Origin of the sequence: Hymenobacter guriensis (assembly GCF_015773195.1) — a bacterium.
Lineage (GTDB): Bacteria > Bacteroidota > Bacteroidia > Cytophagales > Hymenobacteraceae > Hymenobacter > Hymenobacter guriensis.
Genome location: NZ_JADWYK010000001.1, coordinates 227,476 through 241,448, shown reverse-complemented (window position 1 = coordinate 241,448; position 13,973 = coordinate 227,476). Strand labels below are relative to the sequence as shown.

General features: G+C 59.7%; 12 protein-coding genes. 7 read left to right on the top strand and 5 right to left on the bottom strand.

Annotated features, from left to right (window positions below):
- Nucleotides 1-128 precede the first annotated feature (128 nt).
- On the bottom strand, nucleotides 129-2,198 hold the full coding sequence (locus tag I5L79_RS01015; RefSeq protein ID WP_231402647.1) for a VWA domain-containing protein: 2,070 nt from the start codon (nucleotides 2,196-2,198) through the stop codon (nucleotides 129-131).
- A 175-nt stretch (nucleotides 2,199-2,373) separates the two neighbouring features.
- Here I5L79_RS01015 and I5L79_RS01010 point away from each other — a divergent pair, with 175 nt between their 5' ends.
- From I5L79_RS01010 to I5L79_RS00995, 4 genes are all read left to right on the top strand, one after another.
- Nucleotides 2,374-3,558 carry an energy transducer TonB gene (locus I5L79_RS01010; RefSeq protein ID WP_196953155.1) on the top strand — a complete coding sequence of 395 codons (1,185 nt, stop codon included), beginning with the start codon at nucleotides 2,374-2,376 and terminating at the stop codon, nucleotides 3,556-3,558.
- Between the two features lie 104 nt (nucleotides 3,559-3,662).
- The gene (locus I5L79_RS01005; protein ID WP_196953154.1) at nucleotides 3,663-4,142 is read left to right on the top strand and encodes a hypothetical protein; all 480 of its coding nucleotides are present in this window, start codon (nucleotides 3,663-3,665) and stop codon (nucleotides 4,140-4,142) included.
- Nucleotides 4,143-4,189: 47 nt separating this feature from the next.
- A complete protein-coding gene (locus tag I5L79_RS01000) occupies nucleotides 4,190-4,657 on the top strand; it encodes a hypothetical protein (protein ID WP_231402645.1) in 468 nt (155 codons plus the stop codon).
- Nucleotides 4,658-4,807: 150 nt separating this feature from the next.
- Nucleotides 4,808-5,554, top strand: coding sequence for a hypothetical protein (locus I5L79_RS00995; protein ID WP_196953152.1), 747 nt, complete (start codon nucleotides 4,808-4,810; stop codon nucleotides 5,552-5,554).
- A 3-nt stretch (nucleotides 5,555-5,557) separates the two neighbouring features.
- On the opposite strand, the gene I5L79_RS00990 is transcribed toward I5L79_RS00995, so the two are convergent.
- On the bottom strand, nucleotides 5,558-6,238 hold the full coding sequence (locus I5L79_RS00990; protein ID WP_196953151.1) for a YiiX family permuted papain-like enzyme: 681 nt from the start codon (nucleotides 6,236-6,238) through the stop codon (nucleotides 5,558-5,560).
- Nucleotides 6,239-6,470: 232 nt separating this feature from the next.
- Between I5L79_RS00990 and I5L79_RS00985 the strand changes: the two genes are divergently transcribed.
- Nucleotides 6,471-8,315 carry a T9SS type A sorting domain-containing protein gene (locus I5L79_RS00985; RefSeq protein ID WP_196953150.1) on the top strand — a complete coding sequence of 615 codons (1,845 nt, stop codon included), beginning with the start codon at nucleotides 6,471-6,473 and terminating at the stop codon, nucleotides 8,313-8,315.
- Between the two features lie 92 nt (nucleotides 8,316-8,407).
- Here I5L79_RS00985 and fabG read toward each other — a convergent pair whose 3' ends face one another.
- Entirely contained in the window at nucleotides 8,408-9,157 is a 750-nt protein-coding gene (fabG, locus tag I5L79_RS00980; RefSeq protein WP_196953149.1) for a 3-oxoacyl-[acyl-carrier-protein] reductase, read from the bottom strand.
- 63 nt (nucleotides 9,158-9,220) lie between these two features.
- Complete coding sequence (locus tag I5L79_RS00975; protein WP_196953148.1) at nucleotides 9,221-9,967, bottom strand: tetratricopeptide repeat protein; 747 nt, start codon at nucleotides 9,965-9,967, stop codon at nucleotides 9,221-9,223.
- A 159-nt stretch (nucleotides 9,968-10,126) separates the two neighbouring features.
- Between I5L79_RS00975 and I5L79_RS00970 the strand changes: the two genes are divergently transcribed.
- Nucleotides 10,127-11,368, top strand: a complete 1,242-nt coding sequence (locus I5L79_RS00970; protein ID WP_196953147.1) for a geranylgeranyl reductase family protein — start codon at nucleotides 10,127-10,129, stop codon at nucleotides 11,366-11,368.
- Between the two features lie 208 nt (nucleotides 11,369-11,576).
- On the opposite strand, the gene I5L79_RS00965 is transcribed toward I5L79_RS00970, so the two are convergent.
- A complete protein-coding gene (locus I5L79_RS00965) occupies nucleotides 11,577-12,254 on the bottom strand; it encodes a tetratricopeptide repeat protein (RefSeq protein ID WP_196953146.1) in 678 nt (225 codons plus the stop codon).
- 238 nt (nucleotides 12,255-12,492) lie between these two features.
- On the opposite strand from I5L79_RS00965, the gene lpdA reads away from it, so the two are divergent.
- Complete coding sequence (gene lpdA, locus I5L79_RS00960) at nucleotides 12,493-13,887, top strand: dihydrolipoyl dehydrogenase (RefSeq protein WP_196953145.1); 1,395 nt, start codon at nucleotides 12,493-12,495, stop codon at nucleotides 13,885-13,887.
- Nucleotides 13,888-13,973: the final 86 nt, after the last annotated feature.

The following is a 13,973-nucleotide window of genomic DNA, read 5'->3' as shown; positions in this document are numbered from 1 at the left end:
AAAGCAAATCCACCACACATTTGCTTCACCTTTTTTGATATGCTCTAAAAAGGTGAAGCAACCGGAGGGAGGCCGGGCCGAATGGCGGTGCCCTAGGGACAGGCTGGCTCGGCTTCGCGGCTAAGAGTTTATATCCCGCCGGAGTACTTGCGGGCGGCCCACTCGGCCGTGACCAGGGCTAGGAGCAGGAAAAACAGCCACTTCAGGTTGATGAGCTCCTTCAGATCTTCCTGTTCGTAGATGACGGGCTTGTAGTTTGCCTTCAGAATATCCTGCCCAAGCTGAGCCAACTGCTGCGGATAATAAAGCCGGGAGCCGCTGCGGCGGGCCAGCTGGTAAAGCAGGTTGTGGTCGGCGCGGGCGTCCAGGGCTTCGAGTTGCTGCTCCTGCACCAGTAGCTCGCCCTGGTCCTGCTGAGGCTGGCCACCCAGCGTGGCGCGGGCCTGGTAGCGGTAGAGGCCTCCGGCCAGCGGACCAAGGTGCAGCGGGGCACCGTCCTCGGTAGGCACAAAGCGGAAGGTGCGCGTCTGCTTCTGCTCATCCGTGAGGGTAAGCGTGACGGGCTGCCCGTACACCCGCTCAAATACTGCGTTGTACGTTTCTGCGCCCAGGGTTACATCATCCTGGGTGGTAAAGTTGTCCTGCGTGGGGTACACGTCGAGGCGCTTTTTGTTGGCATTCTGGGTGAGCAGCTGCAGGGTTCGGATGATAAGCCGGTCGTAGGCCTCGGGCTGGGCGTCATGCTCCACGGCTTCCTGCAGGCGCCACTGCCAGCTGCCATCCGTGAGCAAGGTGGCCTGCTTTTGCTGGGGCGTGCCGCCAAATACCAGCAAGGGCCGCTGGGTTTTCAGGCGGCCTACCTGTTGCAGCAAAGCAGCTTCGGCACCTCCGCTTAAGCTGAACTGCCCGAACGGCACCGGCGCGGGCGGGTACTCGGCAAAGCGGCGCAGGGCATCTTCCTCAAACGTGAAGCGGGCAAACGCCGGGTTGGGCACGGGCGTCACCTCGTCGGTCTGGCCGCCGCGAGGCTGCACCGTGAGGCCGGTGCCCAGGCGGTTGTAGGCCGCCAGGTCCGACTGCGCGCCCAGCACGAACAACGCCGGTACGCGGCGGCTGCGCACCTGGGCCAGCAGCTCGGCGCCCAGCCCGCCCTGGGCCGGCAACTGGTGCAAGATGGCCACGTCGTAGGTAGGCGCGGGCAGGGCGCCAATGCCGGGCAGGTACGTTGTCAGGTCGAAGTTGTCGTTGCGCAGGATGGCGGCGCGCAGGGCTTTCAGGTCGGGGTGGGGCGCGGCGCCGGCCAGCAGCACCCGCAGCTTGCCCTTCACCACGTCGACGTAAGCCGTTTTCTGGTTGTTGAGGGGCGTGAACTCGCCGGGCTGCCGCTCGATCAGCACTTCGTAGCGGCGCTTGCCGGGCGCGGGGGCCGTGAGCAGAAAGGTGGTTTTGGTGCGGCGGCGGCCGGCAGGCAGCGCCACGCGGCGGGTTTGCAATACCCGGCCGTTTTCGCGCACCTGCACCGTAGCTGCTCCACCGAAGCCTTCGTAGCCGACTTCCACTTCCAGCGGGAAGCGGTTGCCGCTGAAGGCGACGCGGTTGTAAGTGAGCGTGGGCAGGCTGAGGTCTTTCTTGGGCAGGGTGTCGCCCACACCTACAGCATAAATCGGGAAGCGGTACTCGGAGTACACCGGGGAGCGGCCCTGGTTTACAATGCCATCTGACACGAGCACCACGCCGGCCAGGTTGCGACCCTCGTAGGCCTCGCTCACGGTGGAAAGCAGCCCGTCGAGGTTGGAGGTAGCGGCCGTGAAGCGGAGTGAATCGGGCGGGATGAGGCGGGTGGGCTGGCTGAGCGGGCGGGTTTCCACCTGAAAGCCGCGCTCCGTGAGGGTTCGGGTGAGCTGCTGCAGGCCGCTGGTGGTTTGGGAAAGCACCGCGCCCGGCGTAAACAGCCCCACCGACTGCGAGTCGTCCACGGCCAGCACCACGGTGGGCTTTTCGGTGGTGGAGGTAGTGGTTTTGAGAAAGGGCGAGAGCAGCAGAAAGCACAAAAAGCTCACTACGGCAAAGCGGATGAAGGCCAGCGCGTAGTTCAGCGGCCGGCCCCAGGGGGCCTGGGCCGAGTACAGCAAAGCAGCGTAGCCCGCGCCTACCAGCAGGCACACCAACAGAAACCAGGGAGAAGCAGAGAAGATCAACAGCGGAAGGGAATAGCGGCTGCCCCAAGAACCCCAGGCAGCGCCGCAGGGTTGCGCGGCGGGTTATGCAGGCAGGAGCGAAGGTAGGAAGATGATGGCGGACAAGCAGGTAAAAAAGAATTGCTTACTTAGCCAGGCGTTATTTAATTGAAGCCGGCCCGGCTGAATTCTTCCTATGCCTCAGTATCTGACTACCGCTTTGCTGGCCCTTAGTCTGGCCGGCCCGGCCACCTACGGCGCCGCCCGCCAACCTGCCATGTTGGTTGCTGAGGAGTCGGCGCCGGCCCTGTACCAGCAGGCCCGTAGCGCCGCCCGGCAGGGAAACCCCCAGGCCGCGCTGCGGCTCCTGAAGCGCGCCGTAGCCACCGGCTACTACTCTCCCGAAACGCTGCAGGAAGAGGGGGACTTCGCCGGGCTGACTTCCCAGCGGGCCTGGCCCCGGCTGCTGGCGCAGGCCCGCACTCGCCAACAGCGCTACGAGGCCCAATTCAACCAGCCGCTGCTGACGCTTATCCGGCAAATCGGCTACCAGGACCAGCAGTACCGGCGCGTGGCGGAGGAAGCCGACCGCACCTACGGGCCGGATTCGCCGCAGCTGCGGGCCGCCATGCAGCAGCAAGGCAAGCTGGACAACCGCCTGATCCGGCAGGTCGACAGCCTGATTACCGTCCATGGCTACCCCGGCAAATCGTTGGTGGGGGAGTATCAGCAGTCGGTGGTTTTTCTCGTGATTCAGCACAACCCCGACGAGAAGTACCTGCCGCTGCTCACGGCCGCCGCCGATAAGGGCGAATTGCGCTGGTCGTCGCTGGCTTTGCTGGTTGACCGGCTCAGAGTTGCCAGGGGCGAAAAGCAGCTGTATGGCTCCCAGCTTGGCCCCGCCGTCAACGGCCACTACCAGCTCCAACCCATCGAAGACGAGCCCAATGTGAACACCCGGCGGGCGAAAATCGGGCTGGAGCCGCTGGAGCAGTACCTTAAGCACTGGTCTATACCCTACCAGGTGCCCACGGCCAGCCACAACCCCAATCCCCCGGCCATGTACGTGACGCCGCGCCCGGCCACAACGGAAGAAAAGTCACCGATAGAGCTGATTGGCGGCTACGAGGCCCTGTACGCCCAGCTGCAATACCCGGCTGCGGCCCGGCAGCAGCACCTGGCAGGCCGCGTTACGCTGGAGCTGCGCATCGACAAGCAAGGCATTCCCCAGGACGTGATGGTGGTAAAAAGCCTGGGTGGCGGCTGCGACGAAGAAGCCCTGCGCGTGATGCGGGCCGCCCGCTTTCTCAACCACGCCGGCGAAGACCACGAAATCCGGATTAATCTGCCGTTTCCTTATGAGAAGGAGAAAGGGAAATAATGAAGTTTCTTCAGTTGGTGGTTAGCGTGTTTTCATGGGCTTTGCTGGGAACAGTTAGCCTGTATGGTGTTGCTTTTTGTAGTGGGGCCAGACTATCAGAAATAATGGCCGATAAGGACTATTCCAAAGCAGACTTACTGGCGCACTACCGCGTCCATCAGCCTCAACTGACGGCACTACGGGCTTATTATGATTCCCTGGTGCCTCACAACCAGCACATCGAAATAGAATTTGAACAGGATAGTGTAAGCCGGCTAGGGTTCGGAACTCCTGGCATGAATTATCTCCATTACCACGCCGGGGCAGATAAGCGGGTAACATTGGATTCAGTAGTACAAGCCTATGGCTGGACGCCAGCACAGGTACGAAAGCTCGCGGAAAAACTAAAGCAAGCAGGATGTATTTCTATTCGCAACGGTGAGCCTGCACAGATAGGGTTCCAGCGTAGTGGCATGAGCCGCTATAGCTACCACGTCTTCAGTCAGCCCTTGTCGGATAGTCTGAGAAAAGAATACCAAGGCGTGTGGCTATATCGTTTCGTCCACGATAAGGTCGCCCTGGAAAAAGGAGGAGGCGCAACGTAGCTGGACCGGTTTCTGGGCAAAGAAGATGAATGATGCGCGCTTATCAAATGAAGGCTTTTCGGTGGCTGGCCTATCCACTGCTGCTCATATTAGGCATTTGCATGGGTTTGTTGGCGGCGGCCTATTATTGGAGCCGTAGCGGCCATCTGCTTGTGCCTGGAGAAATAGTGGTGCAGCCGCCGCCACAGAATGCTACGTGGTGCTTTCCCAATACCAGTCTCCGCGGGGCTGTAGCCGTTAGGACCGCTTTACAGGGAAGGCTACACGCTGACGCCTCTTTCCGCCAAGCGGATAGTTCATTGGTGGTAGCTACAGTTCGCCAGCTAAATGATAGTGCCCACCACGTCTATACTTTAACGCTGTTGCGCACCGGAAGAGCACATTATGAGATTTTGTCGCAGGGGGATTATGGTGAAACGATGGCCACGGAAGAAGGCACTTTCCAGCTGCATCGGATTCCGGTGCGTTACCACGAGAAATACGACAGCCTGGCACTGGCGTATTTTAATCGATAGAGGCAGCTTCGGATAGCCTTTACCGCGTGCCACCACCGTCGCCAGCTCCGGGCTTTCCAGCATCTGCACCGGCGCAGACTACAGTATCCATCTGAATTTGCCGGTACCTTACGACGATGAAGTGGTCAAGTAATTCTTTTGAAAGCCACTATGCATTCCGAACTGCAAAATGCTGTTGAAGACCTATACCGTATTTTCGCCCGGTATGGGCTCAACCCGAATATGGATGGCAGTCCGTTGTATCACGATTTATCCAACTGGAACCGGATGCTGGCGGCTAAGCCGTTGCGGGAATTAACAGAAGACGACCTCAGAATCTTCTACTTCAAAGTCATGACGACGTGGGGCGACGTGGATGACTTCCGACACTTTCTGCCGCGCATCTTTGAGTTGCTAACGGACCTAGCTACGGGTTCGGGTTGGGAAGAATGGGTAGCGTTGGATAAGTTATGCTACGGCAAATGGCACACGTGGCCAGCAGCAGAGCAGGCGGCTGTGCAGAAGTACTTGTGGGCTTTCTGGCAGGTATTGCTGACAGAAGACGATGAGGCAAAGTGGATAGATGCCCTTTTTGAAGGGTATTTCGCGGCTATTGCAAACGTGTACCCTGCTTTCGACCAGATGCTCCAATTATGGGCCGAATCAGACAACCAGCACGCAGTGAGACGCCTAGTTGACTTTGTGGAGAGAAATGACCGAAACGTTCTAAAAAAACGCGTGCTATCTGAATTCGATAGGTCGGACGAAAAAGGCCGCGTGTTTTTCGATTGGCTGCTTACTGATGCTATACTTGAGAAGCTGACCAACGCTTTCTTTCAGTACGAAACGCAGGATTTTGCCGCAAATTTGTCCCACGTAATCCAGTTGCTGGAAGCTGCCCGAGCAACCCGCGGCTAACCCTCACCGCTCCACCACCGTCACCAGCTCCGAGCTTTCCAGCATCTGCACCGGCGAAATTACCCGCTCATCCAGCGGGAGGCGGCGGCCGTACCGCTCCCGCATTTTGGCCTGCACGGTGGGGTGGGAGAGGTCGAAGTCGCGCAGGTGCTGAAGCTTCCCGATTTCGCGCCCGGTGGCCTGCTGGTAAATCTTCCAGAGCAGCTCGGAGCAGTAGATCCGCTCATCCGACCAGCCGAAGTACAAATCATAGTTCTTGCCGCGATACTGCTGGCCGGCGCGCTTAAGGCGGCGAAGGGTGGTGGGCGTGAGTACCTGCTCGGCATCGCGCAGGCGCTTCACTATGAAGTGGCCGCCCTTGCCGCGCGTAATCCACTTCTCCATGGGCGTGATGCCCACCGGCTGCACGGCCTCCAACACTTGCCACTCCCCGCCCTGCCGAAACAGCATGCCGCAGTGGCTGTAGGGAGAGTGCGTAGCCAGCTGAATAGCCCGGCTCTGCGCCGACTGCGAGGTGTGAAAAATCAGGTCTCCTTCGTTCAGCTTCAGCGAAACGAATAGCGTGGTTAGTTCAGCCCGCCGTTCCCGTCGGAAATAACCCGGGCGCTGCTTCCGGCGCGGAAATACAACCAGGAACAAGGCAACCAGCCCCAGAAACAATAAAACACCAAAAACGCGTCGCATACGATGGAGGTATCAGCTACTGATCGGTACTGGTTAGAGCCGCAGGTAGACGGCTGGTTGGTTGGCAAGGTACAACTGCGTGCGCCCGATGCTGCACAAATAGTCAGGCCAGATAATTAACGTGAAGTACAATCCAGTATGGTATAAAAATTATTTTTTATTACTTCTTGATGATTGATAACCGTGCGTGGATACCTTCGCGCGCCCCTTATAATCTCATACCAACATATTTATGAAGACTTCGATTACGCATGCATTACCCCTCGGCCTACTGTTGACGGGAATTCCGCTGGGTGTAGTGGCGCAGGCGCCCTGCAACAGCATCACCAACGGTGACTTCGATACGCAGGTAAGTGCGCCCGCGGGCTACATCAGCAACGTGAAAAGCAATGCGGGCAGCACCAATGAACTGGCCAGCTGGGAAGCCACCAACTACACCACGCCCGATTACTACGCCACCAACGCCCCGAACGGCATGGAGACGAACCCGCTGACCGTTGATGGGTCGGGCTTGCCGCAGTTTACGCCCTACAACTACAATCCGGCCCCCAATGCCATTAATGGGGCTATTGGCTTGTACACCTACAACACCGGCGTGTATGGTACGCAGACCTACATAGAGTATGTCACGCAGAAAGTGCAGCTGCAAGCTGGCAAGGAGTACTATGCCACCATGCAGGTAGCCCGGAGCCGCAAGTCGAACACGGCTACGCACGTGGGTATGGAACTCACACCTACTTCACCGCGCAACGACACCTATACCGTTGCGCCCAATTCCTCGGGGTATACGCCCCGGCTGTACTACGCTACTGCCCCCGCCAACCTGAGCATTCACAGCAATGCGCCGGTGAGCAGCACCCAGTGGACGCGCATCAACGGCCTGATTACGCCGCCGACTACCACCTCGGGCCTGGTGGATTACTACGTAAATATCGGCAACTTTCAGCAGTCCACGCCCATGTCTTCCCCCAGCGGGCCCCGGCCGCTGTCCTATCATTACATTGACGCCGTGGGCATCTACGAAATTGCTACGGCGGGCCCCGGCAAAACCACGTGTCCCTACTCACCCGTGACCATTGGCTCGGGTTGCCGGATTCCGGAGGCTACCTATACCTGGAGCCTGGCGGGAAGCGACGTTGAGTTTCCCAACAGCCCCCAGATAACCGTACAGCCCACCACCACTACCACGTATACGCTCACCGTCACGCTGCCTACGTCGCCGGCCACGGTGCGCACCAGCTCGGTGACGGTGACGGTGCAGCCGCCTCAGCTGATAGCCTACCCGACGAGCAACAACACCTGCTCGAAGACGATTACCTATCAGATTATGAACTTCAACCCGGCGTATACCTACACCCTCTCGAACATCAGCAACGGACTGTCTCTGCAGCAGGCCAACCCACTTACTTCTTCCGCCTTCACCTTGCAGGGCGCCAGCAGTTCAAGCGGGGGCAGCTTCACGCTCACGCTCAGCGGCTGCGGTACGGTGTCCAATAACTACCAGGTAAACTTTGCCACGCCGGCGCCCACGGGGTATTTCAACTGCGGCTACTCCCCGGGCTATGGCAGCCCCGTTTCGCTCAATACCTACCAGTCGTTGGGCATTACCAATGCGCAAGGAGCCGATGTGGGCGTGTTTGTTACCAATCCTTCCTACTACTATAGCATCACCCTGGATAATCCGGCCATCCAGATAACCAACACGACGGGTTCAAGCATTCATTTCATCCTGAAGCCCGGGCAGGGCACCCAAGTTACTGCCACTGCCCTCAACTCACCTTGCCCCATAGTAGGCCGCTACGCCTTTTATGCGCCCAGCTCGCCCTATGGCTACCGCTACAGCGTATCGCCCAACCCGGTAAGTTCGGAGCTAACGGTCACTGCCGGTGAAGAGGATGCCAGCGCTGCGCCCTTCAGCGCCGAGCTTTATGACAGCCTCGGGCACAAAGTAAAAGCGCAGGCCAGCAACCGTGGCAAAGCGCTTCTGGACGTGCGCAAGCTGCCGGCTGGTCTCTATACGCTCCGGTCAGGTAGCGGCAAGAATGTGCAGTCCGAACGGATTCAGATAACACACTAGAGCGGCGTTAGATACCTGAAAAAGAAAGAGGAGAAGAGCGGTGCCGCCCTTCTCCTCTTTCTTTTTGAGAGAGTTTATTTCGGCTGATACTCTTAAGTGAGCATGCCGCCATCTACCTGCAGCACCTGGCCGCTGATGTAGCTGCTGTCGTCGGAGGCCAGGAAGGCGGTGGCTTTGGCCACGTCTTCGGGGGTACCGCCGCGGCGCAGCGGAATGGCCTTGCGCCACTCGTCTACCTGCTTGGGGTCGAGGGCATCGGTCATTTCCGTTTCAATAAAGCCCGGCGCAATGGCGTTGCAGCGGATGTTGCGGGACCCCAGCTCCAGCGCCACCGACTTGGTGAAGCCGATGATACCCGCCTTGGAAGCGGCGTAGTTGCTCTGGCCCGCGTTGCCCTTGATGCCTACCACCGAGGTCATGTTCACAATGGCGCCGGCTTTGGCGCGCATCATGGGCTTGGTAGCGGCCTTGGTCAGGTTGAACACCGATTTCAGGTTTACGGCCAGCACCTGGTCCCACTGCTGCTCGCTCATGCGCATGAGCAGCCCGTCCTGCGTAATGCCGGCATTGTTTACGAGAATATCCAGCTTGCCGAATTCGGCCACCACGTCCTCTACCAGCTTTTCGGCCTGGGCGTAATCGGAGGCGTCGGAGCGGAAGCCTTTCACCTTGGTACCGTGGGCGCTCAGCTCTGTTTCCAGCTGCTGACCTTTTTCTACACTGGAGAGGTACGTGAAAGCCACCTGCGCGCCCAGCTGGGCAAAATGCACCGCAATGGCGCGGCCGATTCCTTTGGAAGCGCCCGTAATGAGGGCCACTTTTCCGTCGAGCGTTTTTGTCATGGAGCGAAGGTAGCCGAAGCGCGGGAACGCGCCAACTTCCAGCCCCGGCAAAAGGCTCTTGGGTTAGTCTTTGGCGTACTTGCGCAGGCTTTTCACGGCCGCCGGGTTCAGCTTCACCGCTTTTTCCAGGTCGCGGCGGGCTTCCTTGGGCTTGTAGAGCGAAGCGTAGCTGATGCCGCGGTACTCGTAGGCATCGGCGTAGAGCGAGTCAACGGCCAAGGCACGGGTGAAGTCGGGAATAGCGCCGCGGTAGTTGGCCATCTGCAGGCGGGCCACGCCCCGGCTGAAAAAGGCCTCCTTGTCGTTGGGGTTGTAGCGCAGAGACTTCGAGAAGTCGGCAATGGCGGGCGTGTACTGATCGAGGCGCAGGCGGGTGAGGCCCCGGTTGAAGTAAGCTTCGGCGTTGGCAGGCTCCAGCTTGAGCACGGCGTTGTAGTCGGCCAGGGCCAGCGCATAGTTTTTCAGCTGGCTATGGGCTTTGGCGCGGCGCAGCAAGGCTTTGGCATCCTTCGGCATCGTTTTCAGCCGAATGTCCGCCGATTTCACCTGGGCCTTGTATTCGGCGGCGGTAAGGCGCTTTTCGGCCGGGGCAGCGGGGGCAGCAGTTGCCGCCGGGGCCGTAGCTGCCGGGGCCGCTGCGGCCGCAGTTGCGGTAGTGTCGGACGCTGGGGCTGGTGCTGTCGTCACGGGAGCCGCCGTGTTGGGGACGGAGCGGCTGTTGGGGTTATCGGTTTCGGTGGTGGTGGCGCACTGGGTGGCCAGGGCCAGCAAGCCTGCAGCCAGGCTCAGGCGGCGTAAAAAAGTCTGCATCCTATGTAAGCGTAAAGTCTATTCGCAGGAAATGAAGGGGTTGGGCCTTGTACGGCTACTGCGCGCAAATAGCTGCGTTCTTTTGCCGATGGTAGTCTGACACGTCGGCGAACTGCCGGCCGCCGAAACCCTGTACCTTCGCCGGCAGCAATTTCTGGTATGAGCGACGTTGACATCTGTATTCTGGGCGCGGGGCCCGGCGGCACCACGGCGGCCCTACACCTGGCCCGGGCCGGCCACCGCAGCCTGCTGCTCGACCGCGCCACTTTCCCGCGCGACAAAGTGTGTGGCGACGCGCTCAGCGGCAAAGTGCTGAGTGAGCTGCGCCGGATCGATGAAGCCCTGCCCGCCCAACTGGCCGCCGAGCCCGCACAGCTTCCCAGTTGGGGCATCGACTTTTACGCTCCTAATGGCCGACGCCTGGCCGTGCCTTTCAAGCCGCGCTACAACCCGGCCACCGACCGTCCTGCCGGCCACATCAGCAAACGCATCGACTTCGACAACTTTCTGGTGGAGCAAGTGCGTCGGCAGCCGCTCATTGAGCTGCGCGAAAATGCCGACGTAGCCCGTCACGAGCAGCTGCCTGATGGCCGCTGGCGCCTGCTTTCGGCCGATGGTAGCGTGCTGGCTACTACGCGGCTGCTGCTGGTAGCCAATGGTGCCCAGTCGGCGTTTGCGCGGCAGATTGGCGGCCACCAGCTGGAGCCCGCCCACCATTGCGCCGGCCTGCGCGCCTACTACCAGGGCGTGCAAGGTCTGCACCCCGACAACTTCATCGAGCTACACTTCATCAAGGAGTTTTTGCCTGGTTATCTGTGGGTGTTTCCGCTGCCCAACGGGCAGGCCAACGTGGGCGTAGGCATGCTCTCGGAAGCCGTGTCGAAGAAGAAAGTGAAGCTGCGCGAGCGGCTGGATGAAATCCTGGCCACTCATCCGGCCCTGAAAGACCGGTTTGCTACGGCCGAGCGCCTGGGGCCGGTGCGCGGCTTCGGGCTGCCGCTGGGCTCCAAGCGCCGCCCGCTTTCCGGCTCCGGCTACCTGCTGCTCGGCGACGCTGGCTCCCTGATCGACCCGTTCAGTGGCGAAGGCATCAGTCATGCTATGGTTTCGGGCCGCCACGCCGCCGACTGGGCTGCCCGGGCACTGGCGGCGGACGACGTGTCTGCCGGATTCCTGAAAGGCTACGATGAAGCCGTGTACCACCGCCTCTGGCAGGAACTGCGCCTGAGCCGGGCCATGCAGCGGCTGCTACAGTATCCGTGGCTGTTCAACTTTGTGGCCAACCGCGCCGCCAGCAACCCCACCCTGGCCGAAACCATCAGCAACATGTTCCTGGACCTGGACTTGCGGGAACGGCTGCGCCAGCCCGGCTTCTACCTTAAGCTCCTGCTGGGAAGGTGAAGCTATGAATAGTTGAATGGCTGTATGGCTGTTAACGCATCCTTGGTAAATGGGCTGTTTACCCATTCTCCGGCCCGGCATCCAGCGCGTACGCGTAAAACGCAACGAAGCAAAAAGGCCAGCCTCTTAAGGCTGGCCTTTTTGTATCTGACCTGGCTATTCAGCCAGACGACCATTCAACCATATGACCGAACAGCCGTGTTAACGCTTACTTCTTGCCATATTTGCGCAGGCTCTTGGCGGCTTCCGGGTTCAGTGAAACGGCCTTTTCCAGGTCGCGCTGAGCTTCCTTGGATTTATTGATGGACGCATAGCAGATACCGCGATACTCGTAGGCATCGGCGTAGTTGGGGTCCAGCGCAATGGTTTTGGCAAAATCGCCGAGGGCCGACTTAAAGTTGCTGACCTGCAGCTTGGCCACGCCGCGGGCAAAGAAGGCTTCCTTGTCCTCGGGGCGCAGGCGCAGCACGGCTGTTAGGTCGTTGGTGGCCGGCTTCTGGTCTTCGTTTTTCAGGTAAGACAGCCCGCGGTTATACAACGCATCCGCATTGGTGGGCTGCAGCTTAAGAACGGCGGTATAGTCCTTGATGGCCTCGTCGTAGGCTTTCAGCTGCAGATGCGCCTTGGCGCGCGTCATCAGGGCCTCCACATTGTTAGGGTTAGCCGTAAGGACTTTCGTAGAGGTGACTACCTGGGCTTTGTAGTCCGAGGACGTGAGCTTTTTGGCGGGCAATACGGCCGGATCGACCTTGGCTGCCCCACCGCCGACTACTGCTGCGGGGGCCGACGTCGCGTCGGCAACGGGCGCGGGATTCTGCGCCTGGGTCGAGAAAGAGAGCAAACCAACCAGTGCACTGGTCAGGAACAGTGGTAGACAGTGTTTCATGTGGCGAAAATACAAAAAAACCGTGAAAGTTGTATTAATTAAAGGAATGCACCGGGGTGCATTTTTTATGCCAGCTATTTGCCCGCGCGGGAGCTTAGCCGGATAACTTTCCCTCTTTATCTTTACCCCCGGTTGCGAAAGCAAGGGCTTTCGGCCAGTTGTCTGCCTTTTTTCGACAGGGCAGTTTTCATCAAAACTACGGCAAGAAAGTCTTCTTCCGCAAGCAAATTTCCAACATATGGCATTGCAATTCGACGTGGTCGTGATTGGCAGCGGCCCCGGGGGCTACGTAGCCGCTATCCGGGCTTCGCAGCTGGGTTTGAAAGTAGGCGTGGTGGAGCGGGAGTCGCTCGGCGGCATCTGCCTCAACTGGGGCTGTATTCCTACCAAAGCGCTGCTGAAAAGCGCCCAGGTGTTTGAGTACCTCAACCATGCCAAAGACTACGGGCTGAAGGCCGACGGCGTGGGCTACGACTTCGGGGCCGTGATTCAGCGCAGCCGCGGCGTGGCCGACGGCATGAGCAAGGGCATCAACTTCCTGTTCAAGAAAAACAAGATTGAGGTAGTATCGGGCACCGGCAAGGTGCTGGCTCCCGGCAAAGTGGAAGTAACCAAGGAAGGCGGCGCCAAGGAAATCGTGGAGGCCAAGCACATCATCCTGGCCACCGGAGCCCGCTCGCGCGAGCTGCCCGCCCTACCCATCGACGGCAAGAAAATCATTGGGTACCGGCAGGCCATGGTGCTGCCCGAGCTGCCCAAGCGCCTCGTGGTAGTGGGTTCCGGCGCCATCGGCGTGGAGTTTGCCTACTTCTACCGCACTATGGGCTCGGAAGTAACGCTGGTGGAATACCTGCCGCGCATCGTGCCCGTGGAAGATGAAGAGGTGTCGCGCCAGATGGAGAAGTCCTTCAAGAAAATCGGCGTGAACGTGCTGACCTCGGCGGAGGTAACCAAGGTAGATACCAGCGGCGCAGGCTGCACCGTGACGGTGAAAACCGCCAAAGGCGACCAGCAGATTGCCTGCGACGTGGTGCTGAGCGCCGCCGGCGTGGTCACCAACCTCGAAAACATCGGCATTGAAGAGCTGGGCATCAAAGTGGAGAAAGGCCGCGTCATCGTGGACGACTTTTACCAGACCAACGTGCCCGGCGTATACGCCATCGGCGACATCGTGCCCGGCCCGGCGCTGGCCCACGTGGCTTCGGCCGAGGGTATCATCTGCGTGGAAAAAATTGCCGGCCACCATCCCGAGCCGCTCAACTACCAGAACATTCCCGGCTGTACCTACGCTTCCCCGGAAATTGCCTCGGTGGGACTCACCGAAGAGGAAGCCAAAAAGCAGGGCTACGATATTCTGGTGGGCAAATTCCCGTTCTCGGCCTCGGGCAAAGCCTCGGCCAGCGGCGCCAAGGACGGCTTCGTGAAGGTCATCTTCGACAAGAAGTACGGCGAGTGGCTGGGCGCCCACATGATTGGCTCCAACGTGACGGAAATGATTGCCGAAGTGGTGGTAGCCCGCAAACTCGAAACCACCGGCCACGAAATCATCAAAGCGGTGCACCCGCACCCTACCATGTCGGAAGCCATTATGGAAGCCGCCGCCGCCGCCTACGGCGAGGTGATTCACCTGTAGCCTACGGCTAGGCTGCAACGCACAAGCGCCGCCCCAACTGCAACGTCGGGGCGGCGCTTTTGTGTTATGTTTGAGTTGCTTGTATA

Coding starts and splice junctions, on each gene's coding strand:
- I5L79_RS00990 (WP_196953151.1), bottom strand. CDS start 6,238: ATGCGACGCGTTTTTGGTGTTTTATTGTTTCTGGGGCTGGTTGCCTTG.
- I5L79_RS00975 (WP_196953148.1), bottom strand. CDS start 9,967: ATGCAGACTTTTTTACGCCGCCTGAGCCTGGCTGCAGGCTTGCTGGCC.
- fabG (WP_196953149.1), bottom strand. CDS start 9,157: ATGACAAAAACGCTCGACGGAAAAGTGGCCCTCATTACGGGCGCTTCC.
- I5L79_RS01000 (WP_231402645.1), top strand. CDS start 4,190: ATGAAGGCTTTTCGGTGGCTGGCCTATCCACTGCTGCTCATATTAGGC.
- I5L79_RS01005 (WP_196953154.1), top strand. CDS start 3,663: ATGGCCGATAAGGACTATTCCAAAGCAGACTTACTGGCGCACTACCGC.
- I5L79_RS00965 (WP_196953146.1), bottom strand. CDS start 12,254: ATGAAACACTGTCTACCACTGTTCCTGACCAGTGCACTGGTTGGTTTG.
- I5L79_RS00970 (WP_196953147.1), top strand. CDS start 10,127: ATGAGCGACGTTGACATCTGTATTCTGGGCGCGGGGCCCGGCGGCACC.
- I5L79_RS00995 (WP_196953152.1), top strand. CDS start 4,808: ATGCATTCCGAACTGCAAAATGCTGTTGAAGACCTATACCGTATTTTC.
- lpdA (WP_196953145.1), top strand. CDS start 12,493: ATGGCATTGCAATTCGACGTGGTCGTGATTGGCAGCGGCCCCGGGGGC.
- I5L79_RS01010 (WP_196953155.1), top strand. CDS start 2,374: ATGCCTCAGTATCTGACTACCGCTTTGCTGGCCCTTAGTCTGGCCGGC.
- I5L79_RS00985 (WP_196953150.1), top strand. CDS start 6,471: ATGAAGACTTCGATTACGCATGCATTACCCCTCGGCCTACTGTTGACG.